General features: G+C 61.3%; 19 protein-coding genes and 1 tRNA gene. 13 read left to right on the forward strand and 7 right to left on the reverse strand.

All coding sequences use genetic code 11. The annotated features are described in order from the left end of the window. The first annotated feature begins 97 nt into the window (after positions 1-97). From ribBA to BCY88_RS06830, 4 genes are all read left to right on the forward strand, one after another. Positions 98-1,234, forward strand: a complete 1,137-nt coding sequence (gene ribBA / locus BCY88_RS06815) for a bifunctional 3,4-dihydroxy-2-butanone-4-phosphate synthase/GTP cyclohydrolase II (protein WP_120343525.1) — start codon at positions 98-100, stop codon at positions 1,232-1,234. A 50-nt stretch (positions 1,235-1,284) separates the two neighbouring features. Further along, positions 1,285-1,791, forward strand: a complete 507-nt coding sequence (ribH, locus tag BCY88_RS06820) for a 6,7-dimethyl-8-ribityllumazine synthase (protein WP_006050161.1) — start codon at positions 1,285-1,287, stop codon at positions 1,789-1,791. Then, positions 1,788-2,222, forward strand: coding sequence for a transcription antitermination factor NusB (gene nusB, locus BCY88_RS06825; protein ID WP_054037337.1), 435 nt, complete (start codon positions 1,788-1,790; stop codon positions 2,220-2,222). The genes ribH and nusB overlap by 4 nt, the downstream gene beginning before the upstream one ends. Before the next feature lie 139 nt (positions 2,223-2,361). Continuing rightward, positions 2,362-3,558: a pyridoxal phosphate-dependent aminotransferase gene (locus BCY88_RS06830; protein WP_120343526.1), complete on the forward strand. Its 1,197-nt coding sequence runs from the start codon at positions 2,362-2,364 to the stop codon at positions 3,556-3,558. A 124-nt stretch (positions 3,559-3,682) separates the two neighbouring features. Here BCY88_RS06830 and BCY88_RS06835 read toward each other — a convergent pair whose 3' ends face one another. Then, the gene (locus BCY88_RS06835; RefSeq protein WP_120343527.1) at positions 3,683-4,861 is read right to left on the reverse strand and encodes a lytic transglycosylase domain-containing protein; all 1,179 of its coding nucleotides are present in this window, start codon (positions 4,859-4,861) and stop codon (positions 3,683-3,685) included. A gap of 608 nt (positions 4,862-5,469) precedes the next feature. Here BCY88_RS06835 and BCY88_RS06840 point away from each other — a divergent pair. Together BCY88_RS06840 and BCY88_RS06845 are read left to right on the forward strand one after the other, a co-directional pair. Then, positions 5,470-7,038, forward strand: coding sequence for a UbiD family decarboxylase (locus BCY88_RS06840; RefSeq protein WP_120343528.1), 1,569 nt, complete (start codon positions 5,470-5,472; stop codon positions 7,036-7,038). A 126-nt stretch (positions 7,039-7,164) separates the two neighbouring features. After that, positions 7,165-7,842 (forward strand): LysE family translocator, encoded by a 678-nt coding sequence (locus BCY88_RS06845; protein ID WP_120343529.1) that lies wholly within the window; start codon positions 7,165-7,167, stop codon positions 7,840-7,842. Between the two features lie 91 nt (positions 7,843-7,933). Here the strand turns inward: BCY88_RS06845 and BCY88_RS06850 are convergent, their stop codons facing one another. Together BCY88_RS06850 and BCY88_RS06855 are read right to left on the reverse strand one after the other, a co-directional pair. Beyond that, positions 7,934-8,899, reverse strand: a complete 966-nt coding sequence (locus BCY88_RS06850) for a threo-3-hydroxy-L-aspartate ammonia-lyase (protein WP_120343530.1) — start codon at positions 8,897-8,899, stop codon at positions 7,934-7,936. Positions 8,900-9,045: 146 nt separating this feature from the next. Further along, a complete protein-coding gene (locus tag BCY88_RS06855; RefSeq protein ID WP_120343531.1) occupies positions 9,046-9,348 on the reverse strand; it encodes a hypothetical protein in 303 nt (100 codons plus the stop codon). A gap of 768 nt (positions 9,349-10,116) precedes the next feature. Here BCY88_RS06855 and BCY88_RS06865 point away from each other — a divergent pair. From BCY88_RS06865 to BCY88_RS06885, 5 genes are all read left to right on the forward strand, one after another. After that, the gene (locus BCY88_RS06865) at positions 10,117-11,055 is read left to right on the forward strand and encodes a Rossmann-like and DUF2520 domain-containing protein (protein ID WP_120343533.1); all 939 of its coding nucleotides are present in this window, start codon (positions 10,117-10,119) and stop codon (positions 11,053-11,055) included. A 77-nt stretch (positions 11,056-11,132) separates the two neighbouring features. Next, positions 11,133-11,453, forward strand: coding sequence for an EthD family reductase (locus tag BCY88_RS06870; RefSeq protein ID WP_120343534.1), 321 nt, complete (start codon positions 11,133-11,135; stop codon positions 11,451-11,453). A 216-nt stretch (positions 11,454-11,669) separates the two neighbouring features. Further along, positions 11,670-12,233 carry a YggT family protein gene (locus BCY88_RS06875; protein WP_028197817.1) on the forward strand — a complete coding sequence of 188 codons (564 nt, stop codon included), beginning with the start codon at positions 11,670-11,672 and terminating at the stop codon, positions 12,231-12,233. Positions 12,234-12,509: 276 nt separating this feature from the next. Further along, a complete protein-coding gene (locus tag BCY88_RS06880; RefSeq protein ID WP_120343535.1) occupies positions 12,510-13,415 on the forward strand; it encodes a DUF5677 domain-containing protein in 906 nt (301 codons plus the stop codon). Positions 13,416-13,627: 212 nt separating this feature from the next. Next, positions 13,628-13,701 (forward strand) — tRNA-Gly (locus BCY88_RS06885). 144 nt (positions 13,702-13,845) lie between these two features. Here BCY88_RS06885 and BCY88_RS06890 read toward each other — a convergent pair. Continuing rightward, entirely contained in the window at positions 13,846-14,259 is a 414-nt protein-coding gene (locus BCY88_RS06890; protein ID WP_259461270.1) for a hypothetical protein, read from the reverse strand. Between the two features lie 342 nt (positions 14,260-14,601). On the opposite strand from BCY88_RS06890, the gene trmB reads away from it, so the two are divergent. Beyond that, on the forward strand, positions 14,602-15,390 hold the full coding sequence (trmB, locus tag BCY88_RS06895; RefSeq protein WP_120343537.1) for a tRNA (guanosine(46)-N7)-methyltransferase TrmB: 789 nt from the start codon (positions 14,602-14,604) through the stop codon (positions 15,388-15,390). 90 nt (positions 15,391-15,480) lie between these two features. Here trmB and BCY88_RS06900 read toward each other — a convergent pair whose 3' ends face one another. The 3 genes from BCY88_RS06900 to BCY88_RS06910 all read right to left on the reverse strand — a co-directional run bounded on the left by BCY88_RS06900 (position 15,481) and on the right by BCY88_RS06910 (position 17,409). Further along, positions 15,481-16,317 carry an undecaprenyl-diphosphate phosphatase gene (locus BCY88_RS06900; RefSeq protein WP_120343538.1) on the reverse strand — a complete coding sequence of 279 codons (837 nt, stop codon included), beginning with the start codon at positions 16,315-16,317 and terminating at the stop codon, positions 15,481-15,483. A 79-nt stretch (positions 16,318-16,396) separates the two neighbouring features. Then, positions 16,397-16,990, reverse strand: coding sequence for a DUF1439 domain-containing protein (locus tag BCY88_RS06905; protein WP_120343539.1), 594 nt, complete (start codon positions 16,988-16,990; stop codon positions 16,397-16,399). Positions 16,991-17,079: 89 nt separating this feature from the next. Beyond that, positions 17,080-17,409 carry a YkgJ family cysteine cluster protein gene (locus tag BCY88_RS06910; protein WP_120343540.1) on the reverse strand — a complete coding sequence of 110 codons (330 nt, stop codon included), beginning with the start codon at positions 17,407-17,409 and terminating at the stop codon, positions 17,080-17,082. A 232-nt stretch (positions 17,410-17,641) separates the two neighbouring features. Between BCY88_RS06910 and hemN the strand changes: the two genes are divergently transcribed. Beyond that, positions 17,642-19,027 carry an oxygen-independent coproporphyrinogen III oxidase gene (hemN, locus tag BCY88_RS06915; RefSeq protein WP_120343541.1) on the forward strand — a complete coding sequence of 462 codons (1,386 nt, stop codon included), beginning with the start codon at positions 17,642-17,644 and terminating at the stop codon, positions 19,025-19,027. Positions 19,028-19,128: the final 101 nt, after the last annotated feature.

Raw genomic sequence — 19,128 nt, forward strand, 5'->3', positions numbered from 1 at the left:
CACACCAGTCGGCCAAACGGCCTATACCGTCCGGCCCAGGCGACTTGAGGGCGCGCGTGGCGTAAAATACGCGCTTTCTCCGAAAAACTCCGCCAACATGACGCTCGCCTCCACTCAAGAGATCATTGCCGAACTGAAAGCAGGCCGGATGGTGATCCTCGTCGACGAAGAAGACCGCGAAAACGAGGGCGACCTTGTGATCGCCGCCGAATTCGTCACGCCGGAAGCGATCAACTTCATGGCCCGCTACGGCCGCGGCCTGATCTGCCTGACGCTCACGCAGGAACGCTGCAAGCTGCTGAACCTGCCGCTCATGACTTACCGCAACGGCACGCAGTACGGCACGGCGTTCACCGTCAGCATCGAAGCGGCGGAAGGCGTGACCACGGGTATTTCGGCGGCCGACCGCGCCCGCACCATCGCCACGGCAGTCGCGGCGGACGCCAAGGCCGAGCACATCGTGCAGCCGGGACACGTGTTCCCGATCATGGCGCAGCCCGGCGGCGTGCTGGTGCGCGCCGGCCACACCGAGGCCGGCTGCGATTTCACCGCGCTGGCAGGCCTCACGCCGGCCGCGGTGATCTGCGAAGTCATCAAGGACGACGGCACGATGGCGCGCCTGCCGGACCTGCTGGAGTTCGCCAGCGAGCACGGCCTGAAAATCGGCACCATTGCGGATCTGATCCACTACCGCAGCCAGACCGAATCGATCGTCGAGCGGATTTGCGAGCGCACCATGCAAACCGCGCACGGCGCGTTTCGCGCGGTGATGTATCTCGACCAGCCGAGCGGCCAGCCGCACATCGCGCTGGTGCGCGGTACGCCCAACCCGGAGCAGGAGACGCTGGTGCGCGTGCACGAACCGCTGTCGATGCTGGATCTGCTCGAAGTCGGCAAGTCGACTCACTCGTGGACGCTGGACGCGGCCATGAAAGAAATCGCCCAGCGCGACCTCGGTGTGATCGTGCTGCTGAACTGCGGCGATTCGAAGGAGCATCTGGTCGACGTGTTCAAGGCGTTCGACTCGAAAGAGAAGGCCGAGGCACTCAAACGCCGGCCGGTCGACTTCAAGACGTACGGCATCGGCGCGCAGATTCTTCGCGAGCTCGGTGTCGGGAAGATGCAGGTGCTGTCGAACCCGCGCAAGCTGGGCAGCATGTCAGGCTACGGCCTCGAAGTCACCGGCTTCGTACCCATGCCGGGCAGCACCGCACAGCCGCCGCAACAAGGCTGATCCGACCATTCACGCGCTTAGGCGCCAACTCAAAACACTACGGAATTCACATGGAAATCGGACAATACCAACCGAATCTCGACGGCGACGGACTGCGTATCGGCATCGTTCAGGCTCGTTTTAACGAACCCGTCTGCAACGGTCTCGCGGATTCGTGCATCGAAGAACTCGAACGCCTCGGCGTGACTGGCGAAGACGTGCTGCTGGTCACCGTGCCGGGCGCGCTGGAAATCCCGCTGGCGTTGCAAAAGCTCGCCGAAAGCGCGCAATTCGACGCACTGATCGCGCTCGGCGCGGTGATTCGCGGCGAGACGTACCACTTCGAACTGGTGTCGAACGAGAGCGGCGCTGGCATCACGCGTATCGGCCTCGACTTCGGCATTCCGGTCGCGAACGCCGTGCTGACAACGGAAAACGACGAGCAAGCCGTCGCGCGCATGACCGAGAAGGGTCGTGACGCAGCACGCGTAGCCGTCGAAATGGCTAATCTCGCCGTCGCGCTCGAACAACTCGGCGGTGACGACGAAGAAGAAGACGAAGAAGAGGAAGAGGCATGAAGAGCGCACGCCGACGCTCCCGCGAACTGGCCACGCAGGGGCTTTATCAGTGGCTGCTGTCGGGTTCGCCCGGTGGTGAAATCGACGCGCAGCTGCGCGGCGCGCAAGGCTTCGACAAGGCCGACCATGAACATCTGGACGCCATCCTGCACGGCGTGATCCGCGATTCGGAAGCGCTTTCCGCGGATATCGCACCGTGTCTCGACCGGCCGATCGACCAGCTTTCGCCGGTTGAACGCGCTGTGCTGCTGGTCGCAGCATTCGAGTTGAAGAATCACGTCGACATTCCCTATCGCGTGGTCATCAACGAAGCGGTCGAGCTCGCCAAGACATTTGGTGGAGCAGACGGCTACAAGTATGTGAATGGCGTGCTGGACAAACTGTCGGCGCAACTGCGCGCCGCGGAAACACAGGCAGCCCGCAAGCATTGAGAATGAGGCGCGTGGCCTCGTCACGCGCCTGCTCCATGCCGCAGCCCCATACCGCCGGGCGCTTGCAAGGACGCCGCAGCGCACATGAACCATGTGCCGTGCGCCGTCCCGCTTTTGCTTCTGAACTGGATTTGATCGTATGAACTCCGTGACCGAACCCTTGGTGCGGCTTGCAGCCCGCGTCGACGCCATCCAGCCGTTCTATGTGATGGAACTGGCCAAGGAAGCCGTGCTGCTCGAGCGCGACGGGCGCGACATCATTCACATGGGTATCGGCGAACCCGATTTCACCGCGCCCGAGCCGGTCATCGAAGCGGCCGCGAGCGCTCTGCGCCGCGGTGTCACGCAGTACACCAGTGCACTCGGTTTGCACGCGCTGCGCGAGGCGATCTCGGCGCATTACGCCGCGGCCTACGGCGTCAGCGTCGATCCGGCGCGAATCGTCGTCACCGCCGGCGCATCCGCCGCGCTGCTGCTCGCCTGCGCGGCGCTGGTCGATCGCGACGATGAAGTGCTGATGCCCGACCCGTGCTACCCCTGCAACCGTCACTTCGTGATAGCAGCCGAAGGCAAGCCGGTCATGGTGCCGAGCGGGCCGGCCGAGCGCTTCCAGCTGACCGCCGCCGACGTCGAGCGCCTCTGGAACGAACGCACCCGCGGCGTGTTGCTGGCGTCGCCGTCGAACCCGACCGGCACGTCGATCGAACCCGCCGAGCTTGAACGCATCGTCAAAACGGTGCGTGCGCGTGGCGGCTTTACGATCGTCGACGAAATCTACCAGGGCCTGAGCTACGACGCCAAGCCTGTCTCGGCGCTCTCGTTCGGTGACGACGTCATCACCGTCAACAGCTTCTCGAAGTATTTCAACATGACCGGCTGGCGTTTGGGTTGGCTGGTGGTGCCTCCGCACATGGTCGGCGCGTTCGAAAAACTTGCGCAGAACCTGTTCATCTGCGCATCGGCGCTCGCGCAACATGCGGCGCTGGCCTGCTTCGAACCGGAAACGATCGCGATCTACGAAGCGCGCCGCCTCGAATTCAAGCGCCGCCGCGACTTCATTGCACCCGCGCTCGAATCGCTGGGCTTCTCGGTGCCGGTAATGCCTGACGGCGCGTTCTATGTGTATGCCGACTGCCGCACGGTCGCGCATCAGGCTGCTGGTGACAGCGCGGCGCTAACGAAGGCGATGCTGCACGACGCGGGCGTGGTGTTGGTGCCAGGCATGGACTTCGGCACGCACGCACCGAAGGACTACATCCGGCTATCGTATGCAACCGCCTTGCCGAAACTGGAAGAAGCAGTCGAGCGGCTAGCGAAGCTCTTCGGCCGGCACTGAGCTTGCCGGCATACGGGCTGCCGCTTGTGATGTGAGCAGCCGCAAAAGAAAAAAGGACACTCGTGGGTGTCCTTTTTTGTACCTGCAAGCATTCGTGCCCGGTGAACCAAGGGTTACACCAGACTTACGCGCCCAACTCCGAAGCCGATGCCACGTGCTTGGGTGCATTGGAGCTGGCGTCATCCTGCTCGGACACCGGCGTTTTCACCGGCGTTGCCGCGCTCAGCGGATGACCGGCATCGAGCGTCATCTGCACGCGCTTGCCGTTGGCCGAAGCCGAAGCAGCCGTCGCCGGCGCCGTGTTCGACGCCGTGATAACCGGAGCCTGCGGTGCATTGATCGGCACCTTGCGGCCGCGCGCCACATCGCGCAGACGACCACGCTCGGCCATCACCTTGGCGCCGTAGCCGCCGTCGTCCTGCGAGGTCGAGCCGACGTAGAGACGCAGGCCGCCCGGCAGCGAACCGCCACGTGCGATGCAATCCTTCAGCACCAGCGCGCCCACCTTGATGTTCGCAACCGGTTCGAGCGCGGCACTCTGCCCGCCAAAATACTGGAATTTGTCCGAGTGAACCTTGGACATCACCTGCATCAGGCCCTGCGCGCCCACACCGCTCTCGGCGTAGGGGTTGAAGCCCGATTCGATGGCCATCACGGACAACAGGAGAAGCGGGTCGAGACCGACTTCGCGGCCGGTGTCGAACGCAGCCTTCACGAGTTCGCTAACGGGCTCCTGAGCGACGCGATAGCGCCGCGCCAGGTAGGACGCAACCAGATCCTGCTCGCGGGTCGAGACCAGCACGCGATCGTCGCGTGCGTCGGCCGAGACGCGTTGCGCCGGGATCAGCCGGGCCAGCGCCGAGACGCTCTGCATGGTGCGCGGGTCGAGGCCGTTCAAGGCCGCCACGCCCATACCGGACGTTCCGCTGCCGTCAAAGGCGCCGTCGTAGCTGGTGTTGCTGACGGTGGCGCCACTGTTTGCGCCGCTAGCGGCGTCGCTGCCAGTCGAATTGGCGGACAGCGAGTCGTCAGAAGACGCCCCAGGCGGCCCGAAAGCCGGCAGCGGGTGGCCCTGCAGCAGACGGGCGGGACCGGCCTGCACAGCGGCAGAAATGACCGGCATCAACCGGGCGGCAAGGGTGCCGCGCCAGGTGGGCATCAGCCACAGTGCGAGTGCCAGCACGACAGCGATACCGCCGACGATGCTGAACAGGTGATGACTCATTCGCGTCCCGCGTCGCAACGCACCACGCACAACTTGCGCGATACGTTCATCGGGACGCCACGATAACCAGGCGTTCATTCAGATCTCCCATGTTGCATGATCCACGAACCCCGCCACTTGAACAGGCGGTAACACACGTTCGCAGAATCAAGACATCGCGCGCTCTGTCTGGTTAGGGCAGCAGCGACGTCGGGAAAACGGTACATACCGTTTGTGGGGAGCCATCTTCAAAAGATGTCCGCGGCATGCCAAAAAAACATGCAGGCGGAGGCTCCCACGCGAAAAACCAGCGTCAGTTGGCGCTGGCGAGGACTTCAGTAAGGCCGTCAGATACCGTGCAGGGGGTCGGTAAACGGTGACGCGTTGCGTCAAAAGGGACCGGGGGCAGTGGTAAAAAGGTTCACGCCCTGCAACCAATGTGGACGGATTCTATGCAGGGTTTTATAGATCGTCAACACTATAGATAGGCAAATGTATAACTAATTGTAATAATGAACAGTGTTCAGTCCGTTCAAAACCGCGCGGCGCGCGCCTCTTGAGCTATCTCAATTACACCGTCCGAAGCAGGCGATTTGGCCAATCTACGTGCGCATGCCAACACAGGTAAAATCGACAATCGTTCTGGCGCCGTGAAATTCCGCCGCGCCCTACCTTTTTGCCGCTAGCGCGGCTCTCTACCGCACCAGATGAAATACAAAGACCTGCGCGATTTCGTCGGCCGTCTCGAAACGATCGGCGAACTGCGCCGCATCTCGCAAAACGTCTCGCCCGTCCTGGAAATGACCGAACTGTGCGACCGCGTACTGCGCGCCGGCGGTCCGGCGATATTGTTTGAGAGCCAACAGCAGCATGCGTTCCCGGTGCTTGGCAACCTGTTCGGCACGCCGCGCCGGGTCGCACTCGGCATGGGAATCGATGCGCAAGCGGGCGAAGGCGATGGCGCAGCGCTGGAGTCGCTGCGCGACGTCGGCCGCCTGCTGTCCGCATTGAAGGAACCAGAGCCGCCGAAGGGACTCAAGGACGCGGGCAAGCTGTTCTCACTCGCCAAGGCGGTGTGGGACATGGCGCCGAAAACGGTGAGCGCGCCGCCCTGCCAGGAAATCGTCTGGGAAGGCAATGATGTCGACCTCGCAAAGCTGCCGATTCAGACCTGCTGGCCGGGCGACGCAGGGCCGCTGATCACATGGGGCCTGACCGTCACAAAAGGCCCAAATAAGAGCCGACAAAATTTAGGCATATATCGCCAGCAACTGATCGGCCGTAACAAACTGATCATGCGGTGGCTCGCGCATCGCGGCGGCGCACTCGATTTCCGCGAGTTCGCGCTGCAAAATCCGGGCAAACCGTATCCCGTGGCGGTTGTGCTGGGCGCCGATCCGGCGACCATCCTCGGGGCGGTCACGCCGGTGCCTGACACACTCTCCGAATACCAGTTCGCCGGGCTGCTGCGTGGCGGCCGCACCGAACTCGCGAAGTGCATCACGCCGGGGGTCGACGGCTTGCAGGTGCCCGCGCGCGCGGAGATCGTGCTGGAAGGCTTCATCTATCCGCAGGAGGGCACGCCCTCGCCCGCCCCCGCAGGCGCGCCGCCGCGTCCGGCGAAGGGCGCATCCGCGGCTTATGAGCACGCGCTTGAAGGCCCCTACGGCGACCACACCGGCTACTACAACGAACAGGAGTGGTTCCCCGTCTTCACGGTGGAGCGCATCACGATGCGGCGCGACGCGATCTATCACTCCACCTACACCGGCAAACCGCCCGATGAGCCCGCCGTGCTCGGCGTCGCGCTCAACGAAGTGTTCGTGCCGCTGTTACAGAAGCAGTTCACCGAGATCACCGACTTCTATCTGCCGCCCGAAGGATGCAGCTACCGGATGGCGATCGTGCAGATGAAGAAAAGCTACCCCGGCCACGCCAAACGCGTGATGTTCGGCGTGTGGAGCTTCCTGCGGCAATTCATGTATACGAAGTTCATCGTGGTGGTCGACGAGGACGTGAATATCCGCGACTGGAAAGAAGTGATCTGGGCCATCACCACGCGTATCGATCCGGCGCGCGACACCGTGCTGGTCGATCGCACTCCGATCGATTACCTCGATTTCGCCTCACCGGTAGCGGGTCTCGGATCGAAGATGGGACTCGACGCAACCAACAAATGGCCAGGCGAAACCGATCGCGAATGGGGCCGCCCAATCGAGATGGACAGCGCGGTCAAACAGCGCATCGACACTTTGTGGAGCGAGTTGGGGCTGTAACAGAGCGGCCTCGAATCACGCCATTGAATTTCCTGATTCTGTCGGCATCGAAGCGCTCCCGTCACACGCCGGATCGCTCCAGCTCGAACAAGTCTGAATAACAAAACTGATGGAGCAGTTGCGCGGATGCATGCCTTTTCAATGATGTCGGATGGTTTTTTCCTGTCGTTGTCGTTGTGTCTGGATATTGGTCTGGTCAACGTCGCGATGATTTCGCTGACGCTGTCGCACGGCTTCAAACCAGGCTTCTGGCTGGGCCTCGGTTCCTGTTTCGGCGATCTGGTTTACGCGGCGCTCGCGCTCGCGGGAATGGCCGCGCTGCTGCAGTTCGAATCGGTACGCTGGGTCGTGTGGATCGGCGGCGCGGCGATCCTGCTGTTTCTCACATGGAAGATGGCGCGTGAAGCACTGTTCCCGGCTTCGGCGCCTGCCGTTGCCGGAGAAGCGGACGCCAATGCGCCGCATCTTTCCGCGCGGCGCGGTTTCTTGCGCGGCATGTTGCTGGCGATGTCGTCGCCATCGGCAATTCTATGGTTCGCCGCTGTGGGCGGTGCGCTAATCGCGAAAGCCGGCGCCACCAGTGCGACGACTGCCCCTGTATTTCTCGGCGGCTTCTTTCTGGGCGGCTTGTGCTGGACGATCTTCATCTGCGGACTCGGCAGCCACGGACGCAAACGCGCCGGCACCGGTTTGCTGCGTGCGTGCCACGTGTTGTCGGCGCTGCTGTTTGCGTACTTCTCGTATAGCGTGATCGTGAACGGATATCGCGATCTGATCGTGCAGACCGCACAGGCGGTGAGCTAGAAAAAACGGCTCGCCAAGGCGAGCCGTTTTCCGTCAATGTCCACGAACGCAGCGAGCATTGCGTTGCATTGCTTCGCGCGTCAAAAAGCCATCAGGCCAGATATTGCGCCAGCTTCGCCAGATCGACGTTGCCGCCGCTCACCACCACACCCACGCGCTTGCCCTTCACCGGCACGATGCCATTGAACACAGCCGCCGCCGCGAGGCAGCCAGTAGGCTCGACCACGATCTTCATGCGCTGTGCGAAGAACCGCAGGGTTTCGATCAACTGTGCGTCGCTGACCGTTTCGATCCGCGAGACCAGCTTCTGAATAATCGCGAACGTGTAGTCGCCGAGATGCGTGGAAGCAGCGCCGTCAGCAATCGTGCGCGGTGCGTCGATATGGACGATTTCGCCGCGAGCCAATGATTGCTGGCCGTCGTTGCCGGCTTCGGGCTCGACGCCGATCACGGTGCACCCCGGGCTCAACGCCGCCGCCGACAACGCACTGCCGCCGATAAGTCCGCCGCCGCCAAGGCATACGAACAACATGTCGAGCGGACCGGTTTCTTCGATCAGCTCCTTCACCGCCGTGCCCTGCCCCGCGATCACGTGCGGATGGTCGTACGGCGGAATCAGCGTCATGCCACGCTCTTCGGCGAGCCGCCGGCCGATCTCTTCGCGATTCTCGGTGTAGCGGTCGTAGCTGATCACTTCGCCGCCATACCCCTTGGTCGCCGCGACTTTGGCGGCGGGCGCGTCGTGCGGCATGATGATCGTGGCGTGAATTCCGGCAAGGCGCGCCGATAGCGCGATCGCTTGCGCGTGGTTACCCGACGAGTAGGTCAACACGCCCGCTTTGCGTTGCTCCGCGTCGAAATGCGAAATCGCGTTGTAGGCGCCGCGAAACTTGAACGCGCCCATGCGCTGAAAATTTTCGCACTTGAAGAATACCGACGCACCCGTGCGTTCATTGAACGTGCTCGACGTTAGAACGGGGGTACGGTGGGCGACGCCATCCAGACGCGCAGCGGCGTCGAGTACGTCATCGAAGGTGGGGGCGGGAAGCACTTGCATCGGCAAAACTCTCCAGAAGCGGTGGCGAAAGAGCCATTCTCCCAGCTTCGCCGGTGCTTTGGTATGCCGCGGTAAAAACACGAACGGCGTAACCCGGCGATCAAGCCGGCGTTACGCCGTCAATACATTCCGTGCTCTTGCTGCGATTAGCGGCGATAGTAGCCGTGGCCGTAGTAACCGCGATAGTAGCCATGATGATAATAAGGACGGCCATAGCCGCCGTAATACCCGCCCACCACGACTGCCGGCGGCGCGTAATAGCCAGGCGCATACACGACCGGCGGAGGCGGCGGCGGTGCGTAGTAGACCGGCGGCGGAGCAGCATAAACCGGATATGCCGGGGCGACCGGAATACCAATACCGATACCGACGGAAACGTGCGCCTCTGCAGCAGTAGCGAACCCCACGCCGAGCGCGGCGGCAACGACAAACGGAACGATCTTTTTCACTTTTGTTCTCCTGGCGCGGCCCACTAAGGTCGCCGACTTCGCATGCCCTGCATGCTATGAATTCAATGTATCGAAAAAGCCCGTACATAGATGTGCGCATTTGTTGCAAATTGCAATCGGTGGCAATGGGCGGGAATTTGCATCGGCGCGGCGCCGTCCGGGCGCCGGATGTAACAGACTGACAACTAAGGGTTTGCCAGCGGTCGGGCGGACGAAAATCCACGGTCTTGCTGCGTCAGGCGCATCAGGCATGCATTTGCCGGTAATCTTTAATTACAAATTAGCTTCAATCCTGACGGCCCAAATGAAAAATGCCCGGCGCGATTGCGTCGGGCATTTCTTACCTACGAGCAGACAGTGGCTTCAGCCTACCTTCACATAGGCGAATTCTCGGGAGACGTTCGGCGGGACATACGCACCGCTGATGCACACACGTGGCGTCAAGCGCTTCTTCTGGTCCCACCAGCGACGGCGCTGCGAGTGCGTCAAGAACCGCAAGTGCTTTCGGTAAGAAAAAATATTCATCGTTACCTCCCGAATCTGACTGCGAGACGAAAAACCCAGAACAGCAACTACCAAACCAGCTCATGAAAGAAATTGTGAGCAGTTTTCAGACCTGCGGGGCGCGCTCCGCTGCATGACCGACCGGACGCGTCATATCGCCCGCGCACTGATCAGAGGAATGCCCGCAGCGAGACACCCTACTGCCTGACGGATGCGCGATACTTCTGCTTTCCCGTTCAAGCATCCCGTCTGGAGCAGGTGACCATGTCCCAGCCCTCTCTGCCGCGCCTCGGCTTCATCGGCGCGGGCCGGCTCGCGCGCTGTCTCGCGCTGAGCTTTTCACGCGCCGGCTATCCCGTCACGGCGGTGGCGAGCCGCACGACAGCCTCCGCCAGCCGGCTCGCCAGTCAAATCGAATCCTGCTCGGCATTCGACGACCCGCAACAGGCCGTCGATGTCGCCGATATCGTCTTTTTAGCGGTTCCCGATGACAGCATCGGTACGACAGCGCACACACTGCGGTTCACGGCCGACACAGCAGGCTCGCCACGCTGCAAAGCGCTCGTGCATTGCAGCGGCGCCTCGCCAGTGGACTTGCTGGCCGCAGCCCGCGACCAGGGTGCTTCGATCGGTGGCTTTCACCCACTCTACCTCTTTAGCGGCGATCTCGCCGACCTCGACCGGATCGCCGGTTGCTCGGTGACGATCGAGGCCGACGGCGCGCTCAAGGACGCGCTGACGGCACTGGCCCTCGCCCTGCGCTGCCATCCGCTGTCGATTCCGGCGGGCGGGCGCATGCTGTACCACGCTGCCGCGCATTACGCCGCCAGCTTCGCGCTGTGCAGCCTCGCCGAATGCGTCGCACTATGGCGCACGCTGGGTTTTGCCGAAGACGACGCGCTGCGCGCGCTGCTGCCGATGCTCTCCGGCACCATCGAAACCGCGCGCGACAAGGGCCTGCCCAACGCGCTTGCCGGCCCCGTCTCGCGCGGCGACACGGGCGTTGTGGAAAAGCAGTTGGCGTTGCTCGAAGGCCTTGGCGGCGACCATGCCGCGCTGTACGGTTTGCTGACGCGGCGCGCGGTCGGACTGGCCGAACGGCGCGCCAAACCGCCCGCGGCGATCGAGGCGATTGCCCAGAGCGTGGAAGAATCGCTCAACCGCTCGCTGAATCAGGCCGCAGCAGGTGCAAGCGTCAAGTAAGCCGTGATAATGTGACGTCCGGCGCCGCGCGCAATCCGCCTGCGCTGCGCTTCGGGACCAACAGACGAGAACGCACAATGATCAAGGTCAGCATCCTCTATCCGTATCGGGAAAACGGCCACTTCGACGTGGACTATTACTGCGTCACGCACATGCCGCTCGCGGCCAGGTTGTTCGGACCTTCGCTGAAAGGTTGGTCAGTCGACGTCGGCATCAATGCCGGCCCGCCGGGAACGCCGCCACCGTACGTCGCCGCAGGCCACTTCCTGTTCGAGAGCGCGGACGACTTCTACAGGGTCTTCAAGCAGGCCTCGGAGCAGTTGCTTGCCGACATTCCGAACTACACCGACGGCGGCAACGGCACGATTCTGATCAGCGAAATCAAGATTTCTGTGTGATATCCCATGGCCGCGTGTGGCTTGTCAGCATACAGTGTGCCGATTAGTCTCACTCGACGTCTGGAAATAGATCTACTGCGTCCCCACCTGGACGCATACGCGCCCTCGCATGGGAACGGCGCAGGCAATCCGGATAAACACGCCGGCGCACCGATCGGTCCGCGCCGGCACCCCGCGGCTGATCGGCAGCCGCCATTCGAAGGATAAGGACACGAGATGTTTGGCGATATCGCCCGTTTTCTGCTCAATACAGTCTTCACGCTGTTCGGCGCCGCGTTGCTGCTGCGCGCATGGCTGCAGGTCGTGCGCATGCCGCCGTACAACCCGGTCACGAACGCCGTGCTGCAGGTCACCAACTGGATCGTGCTGCCCTTGCGGCACGTTCTGCACAGCACTCGCAACATCGACTGGGCGAGCCTCGCCGCAGCGCTGATTGCCGCAATCGTTTATGTGGTGCTGATGGTGGTGCTCACCGGCGCCGATCCGCTCACGCTGGTGCCGACCCTGCTGATCGTCGCGGTGCTGACGGTTATCAAGTGGGCGCTCAATCTGATCATCTGGATGACGATCCTGATGGCGCTGCTATCGTGGCTCAATCCGCGCTCGCCGGCCATGCCGATCCTGTACCAGCTGACCGCGCCGTTCCTGAATCCGCTGCGCCGCGTGGTGCCGCAACTCGGCGGCCTCGACCTCTCGCCGATTCTGCTGTTCGTGATCGTGCAGGTGTTGCTGATGGTGGTGACGCGTGCGGCGGTTCAGTTGACTTACTTTGTGATCTGAACGGGACGGCTTGCGGTTTCGGGCAAGGTGGCGGTGGCGTGATTTGCGCCAACCGCCCCTTCCCGAGTGGGAAATGGAGTCCCTGATTAACTCGTTCCCGCGAATATAGCTCCCGGAGAAATCCTGGACGACACCTATCGGGCGATTCCCAATGGTGCGGGCGCCAAACTCTCGCCGCTTGCTCCAGTTTTGCTGGCTATCCTTACGCTCGATCCGCTCGCTTTCCGTGCGTCACCGAGCTATTCTCAGCGGTCATCAAAATTAATTAGTCGAGACATGGCCACAAGCACAAAAACTATCCACGATGCTTTTCTGGCGGAGCATGAAGCGAAGCACGCAAAGCACTTCCATCACACATCAAAGCTAAAAGAAGTACAACTCTCACTCAAAGAGATATTCGAAGATATAATAAAAAACGACTTTTATTCCAAAAATTCCGCTTTAAAACAAATCGAATTCCTCGTTCTACTAACGGCCATCGACGAAATTAACGAGAGCATGATCGCCAATCTGGAAGAGCAACGCTTCAGCGCGGCGGAGGCTCTCGCCAGAATAGCACTCGAACACAGTATAAATTTCATCTATATCGTCGACGATCCAACCAATGGTCGTGCAATGTCTCTTTTAAAGCAACATTTCTTCGGCGCGCGTGAGCGGGCAAAGAAATGGCATAGCTATCTACAGGGTACTAAAAACACTGAAGGAATCGAAGTTGCAAAAGCACGTCTGCACCATCTCAATGTGACGGAGAAACTGGTTCCTGGTGTAGAAAAGGCTAATCCATGGCCGGATGCACGGCGCCGCTTTCAAGCTCTGGGGTTCGAACACTTCTACCACGACCTGTTCACTCCGGCGTCGGACTCCGTGCATACGCTCGGAGAAGATATCTTTAATCTTCTCCTCGCCAATAGTGATGACACCGAGATTCGGTCTCTTTCAATTCGCTCGGTATTTTCCGACAAGATGTCTTTCTCTGTCTACGTATGCGCAAGCGTTCTCACATTTTACGTAGAGGCCATATATCAACTTTCAAGATATATAGAAAATGAAGAAATGGAGATCAAAGCAGAAAAATTGGCAGAAATAGTTAACAAAATTACCAGGTCGATGAATGACGATACCATTTCAGACCTGCTAACTGTTTACCCAAGCTCGATTACCGATAGCGCTGCCCCCACCTGATGATCCAGGACCGTGGGTCGGACGAGGATACTCGCAAGACCGTCCGCGTTGCACGATCCACTTGACGGTCTCGTATGACGGCTGCGAACAACGTCGTTCCGCTGCGAGGCAGCGATGCCATCGAAATACACCAAAACACATGCATTTTTCACGCCACCCACCACGATCCCGGCTCCCCAAACCGCCGAAACCCCTGTAAAATACTCAGCTCTGCGGGCGTCGTATAATGGTAATACCCTAGCTTCCCAAGCTAGAGCCGTGGGTTCGATTCCCATCGCCCGCTCCAGATTCTTTCAGCCAGCCCGGCGATTGCCCATGGTGGCTTCACGAAAGAATCCGAATCTCCTGCGTTCCCCGCCTGCTGCCCACTCCCCGTCTGTCATTCAGGAAGTCGCTCAAACGCGCGATGAGGCCGCACGGCATTCGGTATTCAACACCAGTGGTTCGCTTCCCACACCAGACGCGCTGACGCTGCAGTGTGATACCGGCCAAGAATGTAGCGAATCCCACCCTGGCATTCCTCGATTGCATTACCGAACGATTTTTCACCATTCGGATTCAATCCACATTGAGACGGCAGCAGTTGATACATGCCACGCGTGGCCAACTTCCCGTCGCGCCGGTCCACCGCGCCACCAGACTCCTGCGCCATGATCCACAGCAAATCGTTGTATTGCGTGAGCGCCACGCCTTCAATGGCCATGGCTTTGCGAAGTGCATTCTGAGAAGTAGTCGGAACAGCAGTCGGATCGACCGCGATCCAACCCGCTTTGGCCGGTTTTGCCTGACGATGATTGTGTGCGTATTTGCCCATAATGGATTTTCGTTTTGATAACCGTTGCAAAAGAATGGCTTACAACAAGATTAAATCATACGAATCGCAATCACGGTTATGAAAACGTAATCCTGATGCCGATTTCGGACCCCCTTCACGTCCACCACCGTCTGGACGCACCCTTTTGCGGTGTGCTACCTTACGCGCACTCGCAACGCCTGCTCCACCTTCCTGCTGAGCCGTCAGCAGAATCCAGCACGAGCCGCCTCCCATGAAGGCGGCTTTTTTGTAGTGACGGCGGCAAGGCATAGCGATTCGAGCGAACCGCGGCCCGTGCCGCGCAAGCGCAAAAGGCGCCTCGCGACGCGCCGGGCAAGCCGCCAAGCCCTCACCCTTGTAGCAGCATCGACAATGATCCACGATCCAAACGACGCCGGCCTGCCGGACCAACTCCCGCCGCCCTCCACCGCAGCCGAAGACCAGCCGGCCGACGCCGATGCCGGCGCGACGCCAGAAGAAGCCTTGCATCGACGCCGCATCCGCAGCTTTGTCACGCGTGCGGGTCGCGTGTCGACCGGCCAGCGCCGCGCGATGGACGATCTCGGTCCCCGTTTCGTGCTGCCCTTCACACCGCAGGAACCCGACTGGAACAGCGTGTTCGGCCGTGCAGCGCCGCGCGTGCTGGAAATCGGCTTCGGGATGGGCGCAAGCACGGCGGAGATCGCCTCACACCGTCCCGACGACGACTTCCTGGGCGTCGAAGTGCACGAGCCTGGAGTCGGCGCACTACTGAAGCTGATGGGCGAGCAGGCGCTCTCGAATATCCGCATCATTCAGCACGACGCGGTCGAAGTGCTCGAGCAGATGATTGCGCCGGACAGCCTCGACGGTGTTCATATCTTCTTTCCGGACCCTTGGCACAAGGCGCGTCATCATAAGCGCCGGCTGATCCAGCCGAAGTTCGTCGCGTTGCTGGTTTCGCGTCTGAAGCCGGGCGCGTATTTGCATTGCGCGACCGACTGGCAAAACTACGCCGAGCAGATGCTCGAAGTATTGGGCGCCGATCCCGCCCTGGAAAACACCGCCGACGGCTACGCGCCACGTCCCGAGTATCGTCCGGTGACGAAGTTCGAACGCCGCGGGCTACGGCTTGGGCATGGCGTGTGGGATCTGGTGTACAGGAAGCGCAGCACGGCGTAAAACCACACGCCATAGCTCGCTCGCAATAAGAAAAAGGTCCGCCAACGTAATGGCGGACCTTTTTTCATGCTTCAGAAAACCGGTAGAAACTCAGTCCGCCCAGCTCAATGCGCCGCTATAACCGACCAGCAGGATCAACAGGCCGAAGCCGATCCGGTACCACGCGAATACGGTGAAATCGTGCGCGGAGATATAGCGCAGCAGCCAGCGCACGCAGGCGAAAGCGCTGATGAAGGCGGCCACGAAACCGAGCGCGAAACTGCCGAGCGCGTCGGCGGACAACAGATGCCAGTCTTTGTAGAGCTCATAAGCCGTCGCGCCGAAAATGATCGGAATCGCGAGGAAGAAGGAAAACTCCGTGGCAACACGCCGTTCGAGGCCAAACAGCATCCCGCCGATGATCGTCGATCCCGAGCGCGACATGCCAGGAATCAGCGCGAAACATTGAGCGAGGCCGACTTTCAGCGCATCCAGCGGGCTCAGGTCGTCGACGTGCTGAACGCGCGCCGCCGCGTCGCCCCGCGCGCGCTGGCGCGCTTCCGCCCACAGGATCACCACCCCGCCCGCCACCAGCGCGAACGCGACCGGCACAGGCGAAAACAGTGCCGCCTTGATGGCCTTCTCAAACAGCAGGCCGAGTACGACCGCTGGAATCGTCGCGATGATCACGTTCAGCGTGAAGCGCCTTGCGTCGGGCCGGCTGGGCAACCCGACCACCACGCTGCCGATGCGGCGGCGAAACTCCCAGCACACGGCCAGAATCGCGCCGAGCTGGATCACGACATCGAAGGTTTTCGCGTGTTCATCCGTGAAATTGAGCAGACTGCCCGCGACGATCAAATGGCCGGTGCTCGATACCGGCAAAAATTCCGTCAACCCCTCAACGACGCCCAGAATCAGCGCCTTGCAAGCCATTAGCCAGTCCATCCGTGACCCTCATCGCTGTAGATAGTCGGAACGAACAGGGCCCGCACGGTGCGCGCGGCCCTGCCGGCCGCGCGCACCGTCATTTTTCGACGATCTGTACGCGTATGCCGTTTGTAAGGATCGTGATTGTACCGGGTTCGTAATTCACTCCGGCAAATTGCAACTGTTCAGGCTTGAATGTGTAGATCGGGTAGTTGGTCAGCAATTGCGTGGCAAGCACGGCCGCCGCGGCGTTGATCTGCTGCGTGTAGGCCTGCGCCTGCCCGCTCACGCTGACGTTATCGACATTCGGCGACTTCAGCACGACGGATTTGCTGGCAGCGTCGTAAGCCAGTTCGCTCGACAGCGTGAATACGCCGTCGACCGGCTGCTGCATGAACGGACTCGCGAGCCGCGCATCGAGCTTCACCGAAACGCGGTTCGCGTCCGGCAGGAAGCCGACCACCGGATTAGTCAGCGCGACTTCGAACACCTGCGAAACCGTACGTTGATACGGAAATTTGCGCTGCACCGCGTCCTGCACCTGCTGCTGCGAGAACGTGTAGTGCGAGGGAATGAACGGAAAGATCGGTGTCGCACAGGCTGCCAGCGACACGGTGATGCCAAGCGCGCTGCCGCCTGTCAGCGCGGCAAGCAGGAAGCGGCGCCGGGTCGGCGCAGCGGGTCGAGTCATGCGAAATCTCCTGTGGAAACCTTCTCGAGCATGCTTTTACGTTAAGTCGTGTCTGTCTGAACGGATGGCGTGGCGCAATCGCGTAGGCGCTAGCGGGGCACCGCCGGCTGCGGTTGAGTCTGTATTTCCAGCTGGGCGAGCCACGCGAGCGCTTCATTGCGGCTCGCGCCGCACATGTCCGTCTGCGGTTGCAGACCGGAACAACACGCCGGCCGCTCCGGTTGACCGAAGATCGCGCAGCGCAGATCGTCGCCGAGTTGTACGCAGCGCACACCTGCCGGCTTGCCATTCGGCATGCCCGGGATTGGGCTCGAAATCGACGGCGCGATACAGCACGCGCCGCAATCGGGGCGGCAAGCGTGACCGCTCACATTGAACGGGGACTCGCACTTCAGAACGCTGCTCGACACATCACTCACGACATTTTTCCTGAACTCGAAAACAGGCAGCACACCGCACCACGCAACGCCAGACCCGCATTGTGCCATCGCGTCGCGTGCGACCTTTTTACACAATCCGGCCGGAGGCCGCCCGCGTAAACTTGATGGATACGAAAGGCCACGCTCAAGAGGCGTTTGCGCAGTTCGATCCGGTCCCGAGAATCCGCCGGCTCGTGCCTCTTCAAGGGTGGCTGTCAAACCCGAGCGCCTTATGACCACCGCCAACCTGCTATTCCGCCCTGACCTGCTCGCCAAGTACAACGCAAACGGTCCACGGTATACGTCCTATCCAACCGCCTTGCAGTTCCGCGACGCGTTCGATCCCGCCGACTATTTACGCGCCGCCGCCGATCCAGGCGCCGCCTCCACCGACCTGTCGCTGTACTTCCACATCCCCTTTTGCGACACCGTGTGCTTCTACTGCGGCTGCAACAAGGTCGCCACGAAGAACCGCGCTCACGCGCGTCCTTACGTCGACCGTCTGAAGCGAGAAATGGCGCTGCAAGCGCAGTGTTTCGACACGCGGCGCCCTGTGTCGCAATTGCACTGGGGCGGCGGCACGCCCACGTTTCTATCGCACGACGAAATGGCGGAGCTGATGGCCGCTGCCCGCGAGCATTTCGTCTTGCTGCCCGATATCGAAGGCGAATATTCAATCGAAGTCGATCCGCGCGAAGCATCGCCCGAGACCATTGCGCATTTGCGCAAGCTAGGCTTTAACCGGCTCAGTCTCGGTGTGCAGGATTTTGATCCGGTGGTGCAGCAGGCGATCAATCGCATTCAACCGCTCGATATGACCGTGTCGGTAATGCAGGCCGCGCGCGATACAGGCTTCCACTCGATCGGCGTCGATCTGATTTACGGGCTGCCGCATCAAACGGTCGAAAGCTTCAGCCGCACGCTCGACACGATGATCGAACTCGCGCCCGACCGCCTCTCGGTGTTCGCGTATGCGCACATGCCGCAACTCTTCAAGATGCAACGGCAGATGGATGAGTCCACGCTGCCGTCCCCAGCCGTGCGGCTCGCCATCCTGCAACGCGTGGTCGAGCGGCTCACGGACGCAGGCTATGTCTACATCGGCATGGATCACTTCGCGCTGCCCACCGACGAACTCGCGCGCGCACAGGCGCAGCGTACATTGCAGCGGAATTTCCAGGGGTACAGCACGCGCGCGGAATGCGATCTGATCGGCTTTGGCGCATCGTCGATCGGCAAGGTCGGCGACGTGTACGCGCAGAACGCGAAGGACCTGCCCGGCTATACCGCGGCAATCGATGCCGGCAAACTCGCGATCACGCGTGGTGTACGCCTCACTGCTGACGACCGTCTGCGTCGCGATGTCATCACGCAATTGATGTGCAATCTGGAGTTGCGTTTCGACGAGTTCGAAGCCGCCTACGGCATCCGCTTCTCCAATACGTTCGAGCCGGAGCTGGAACGCTTGCGCGGCTTCGAGCAGGACGGCCTCGTGTCAGTGAGCGGCCGCAAGCTCGAAGTGCAGACGGCCGGCCGCATGCTCGTGCGCAATATCGCGATGGTGTTCGACCGCTATCTCGGCCAGCAGGCGCTCGAACGGTTTTCACGCACCGTTTGACGGCCGGGCATGCGAAGAAGGCCGGCGACTTGCTCGCCGTCGAATTTTCGGCCATAATCTGCGTCTTCGCCGCGCGCCAAAGTCTGACGCGTGCGCTGCAG

The organism is Paraburkholderia fungorum, from assembly GCF_003610895.1.
In the GTDB taxonomy this organism is placed as follows: Bacteria; Pseudomonadota; Gammaproteobacteria; order Burkholderiales; family Burkholderiaceae; genus Paraburkholderia; species Paraburkholderia fungorum_B.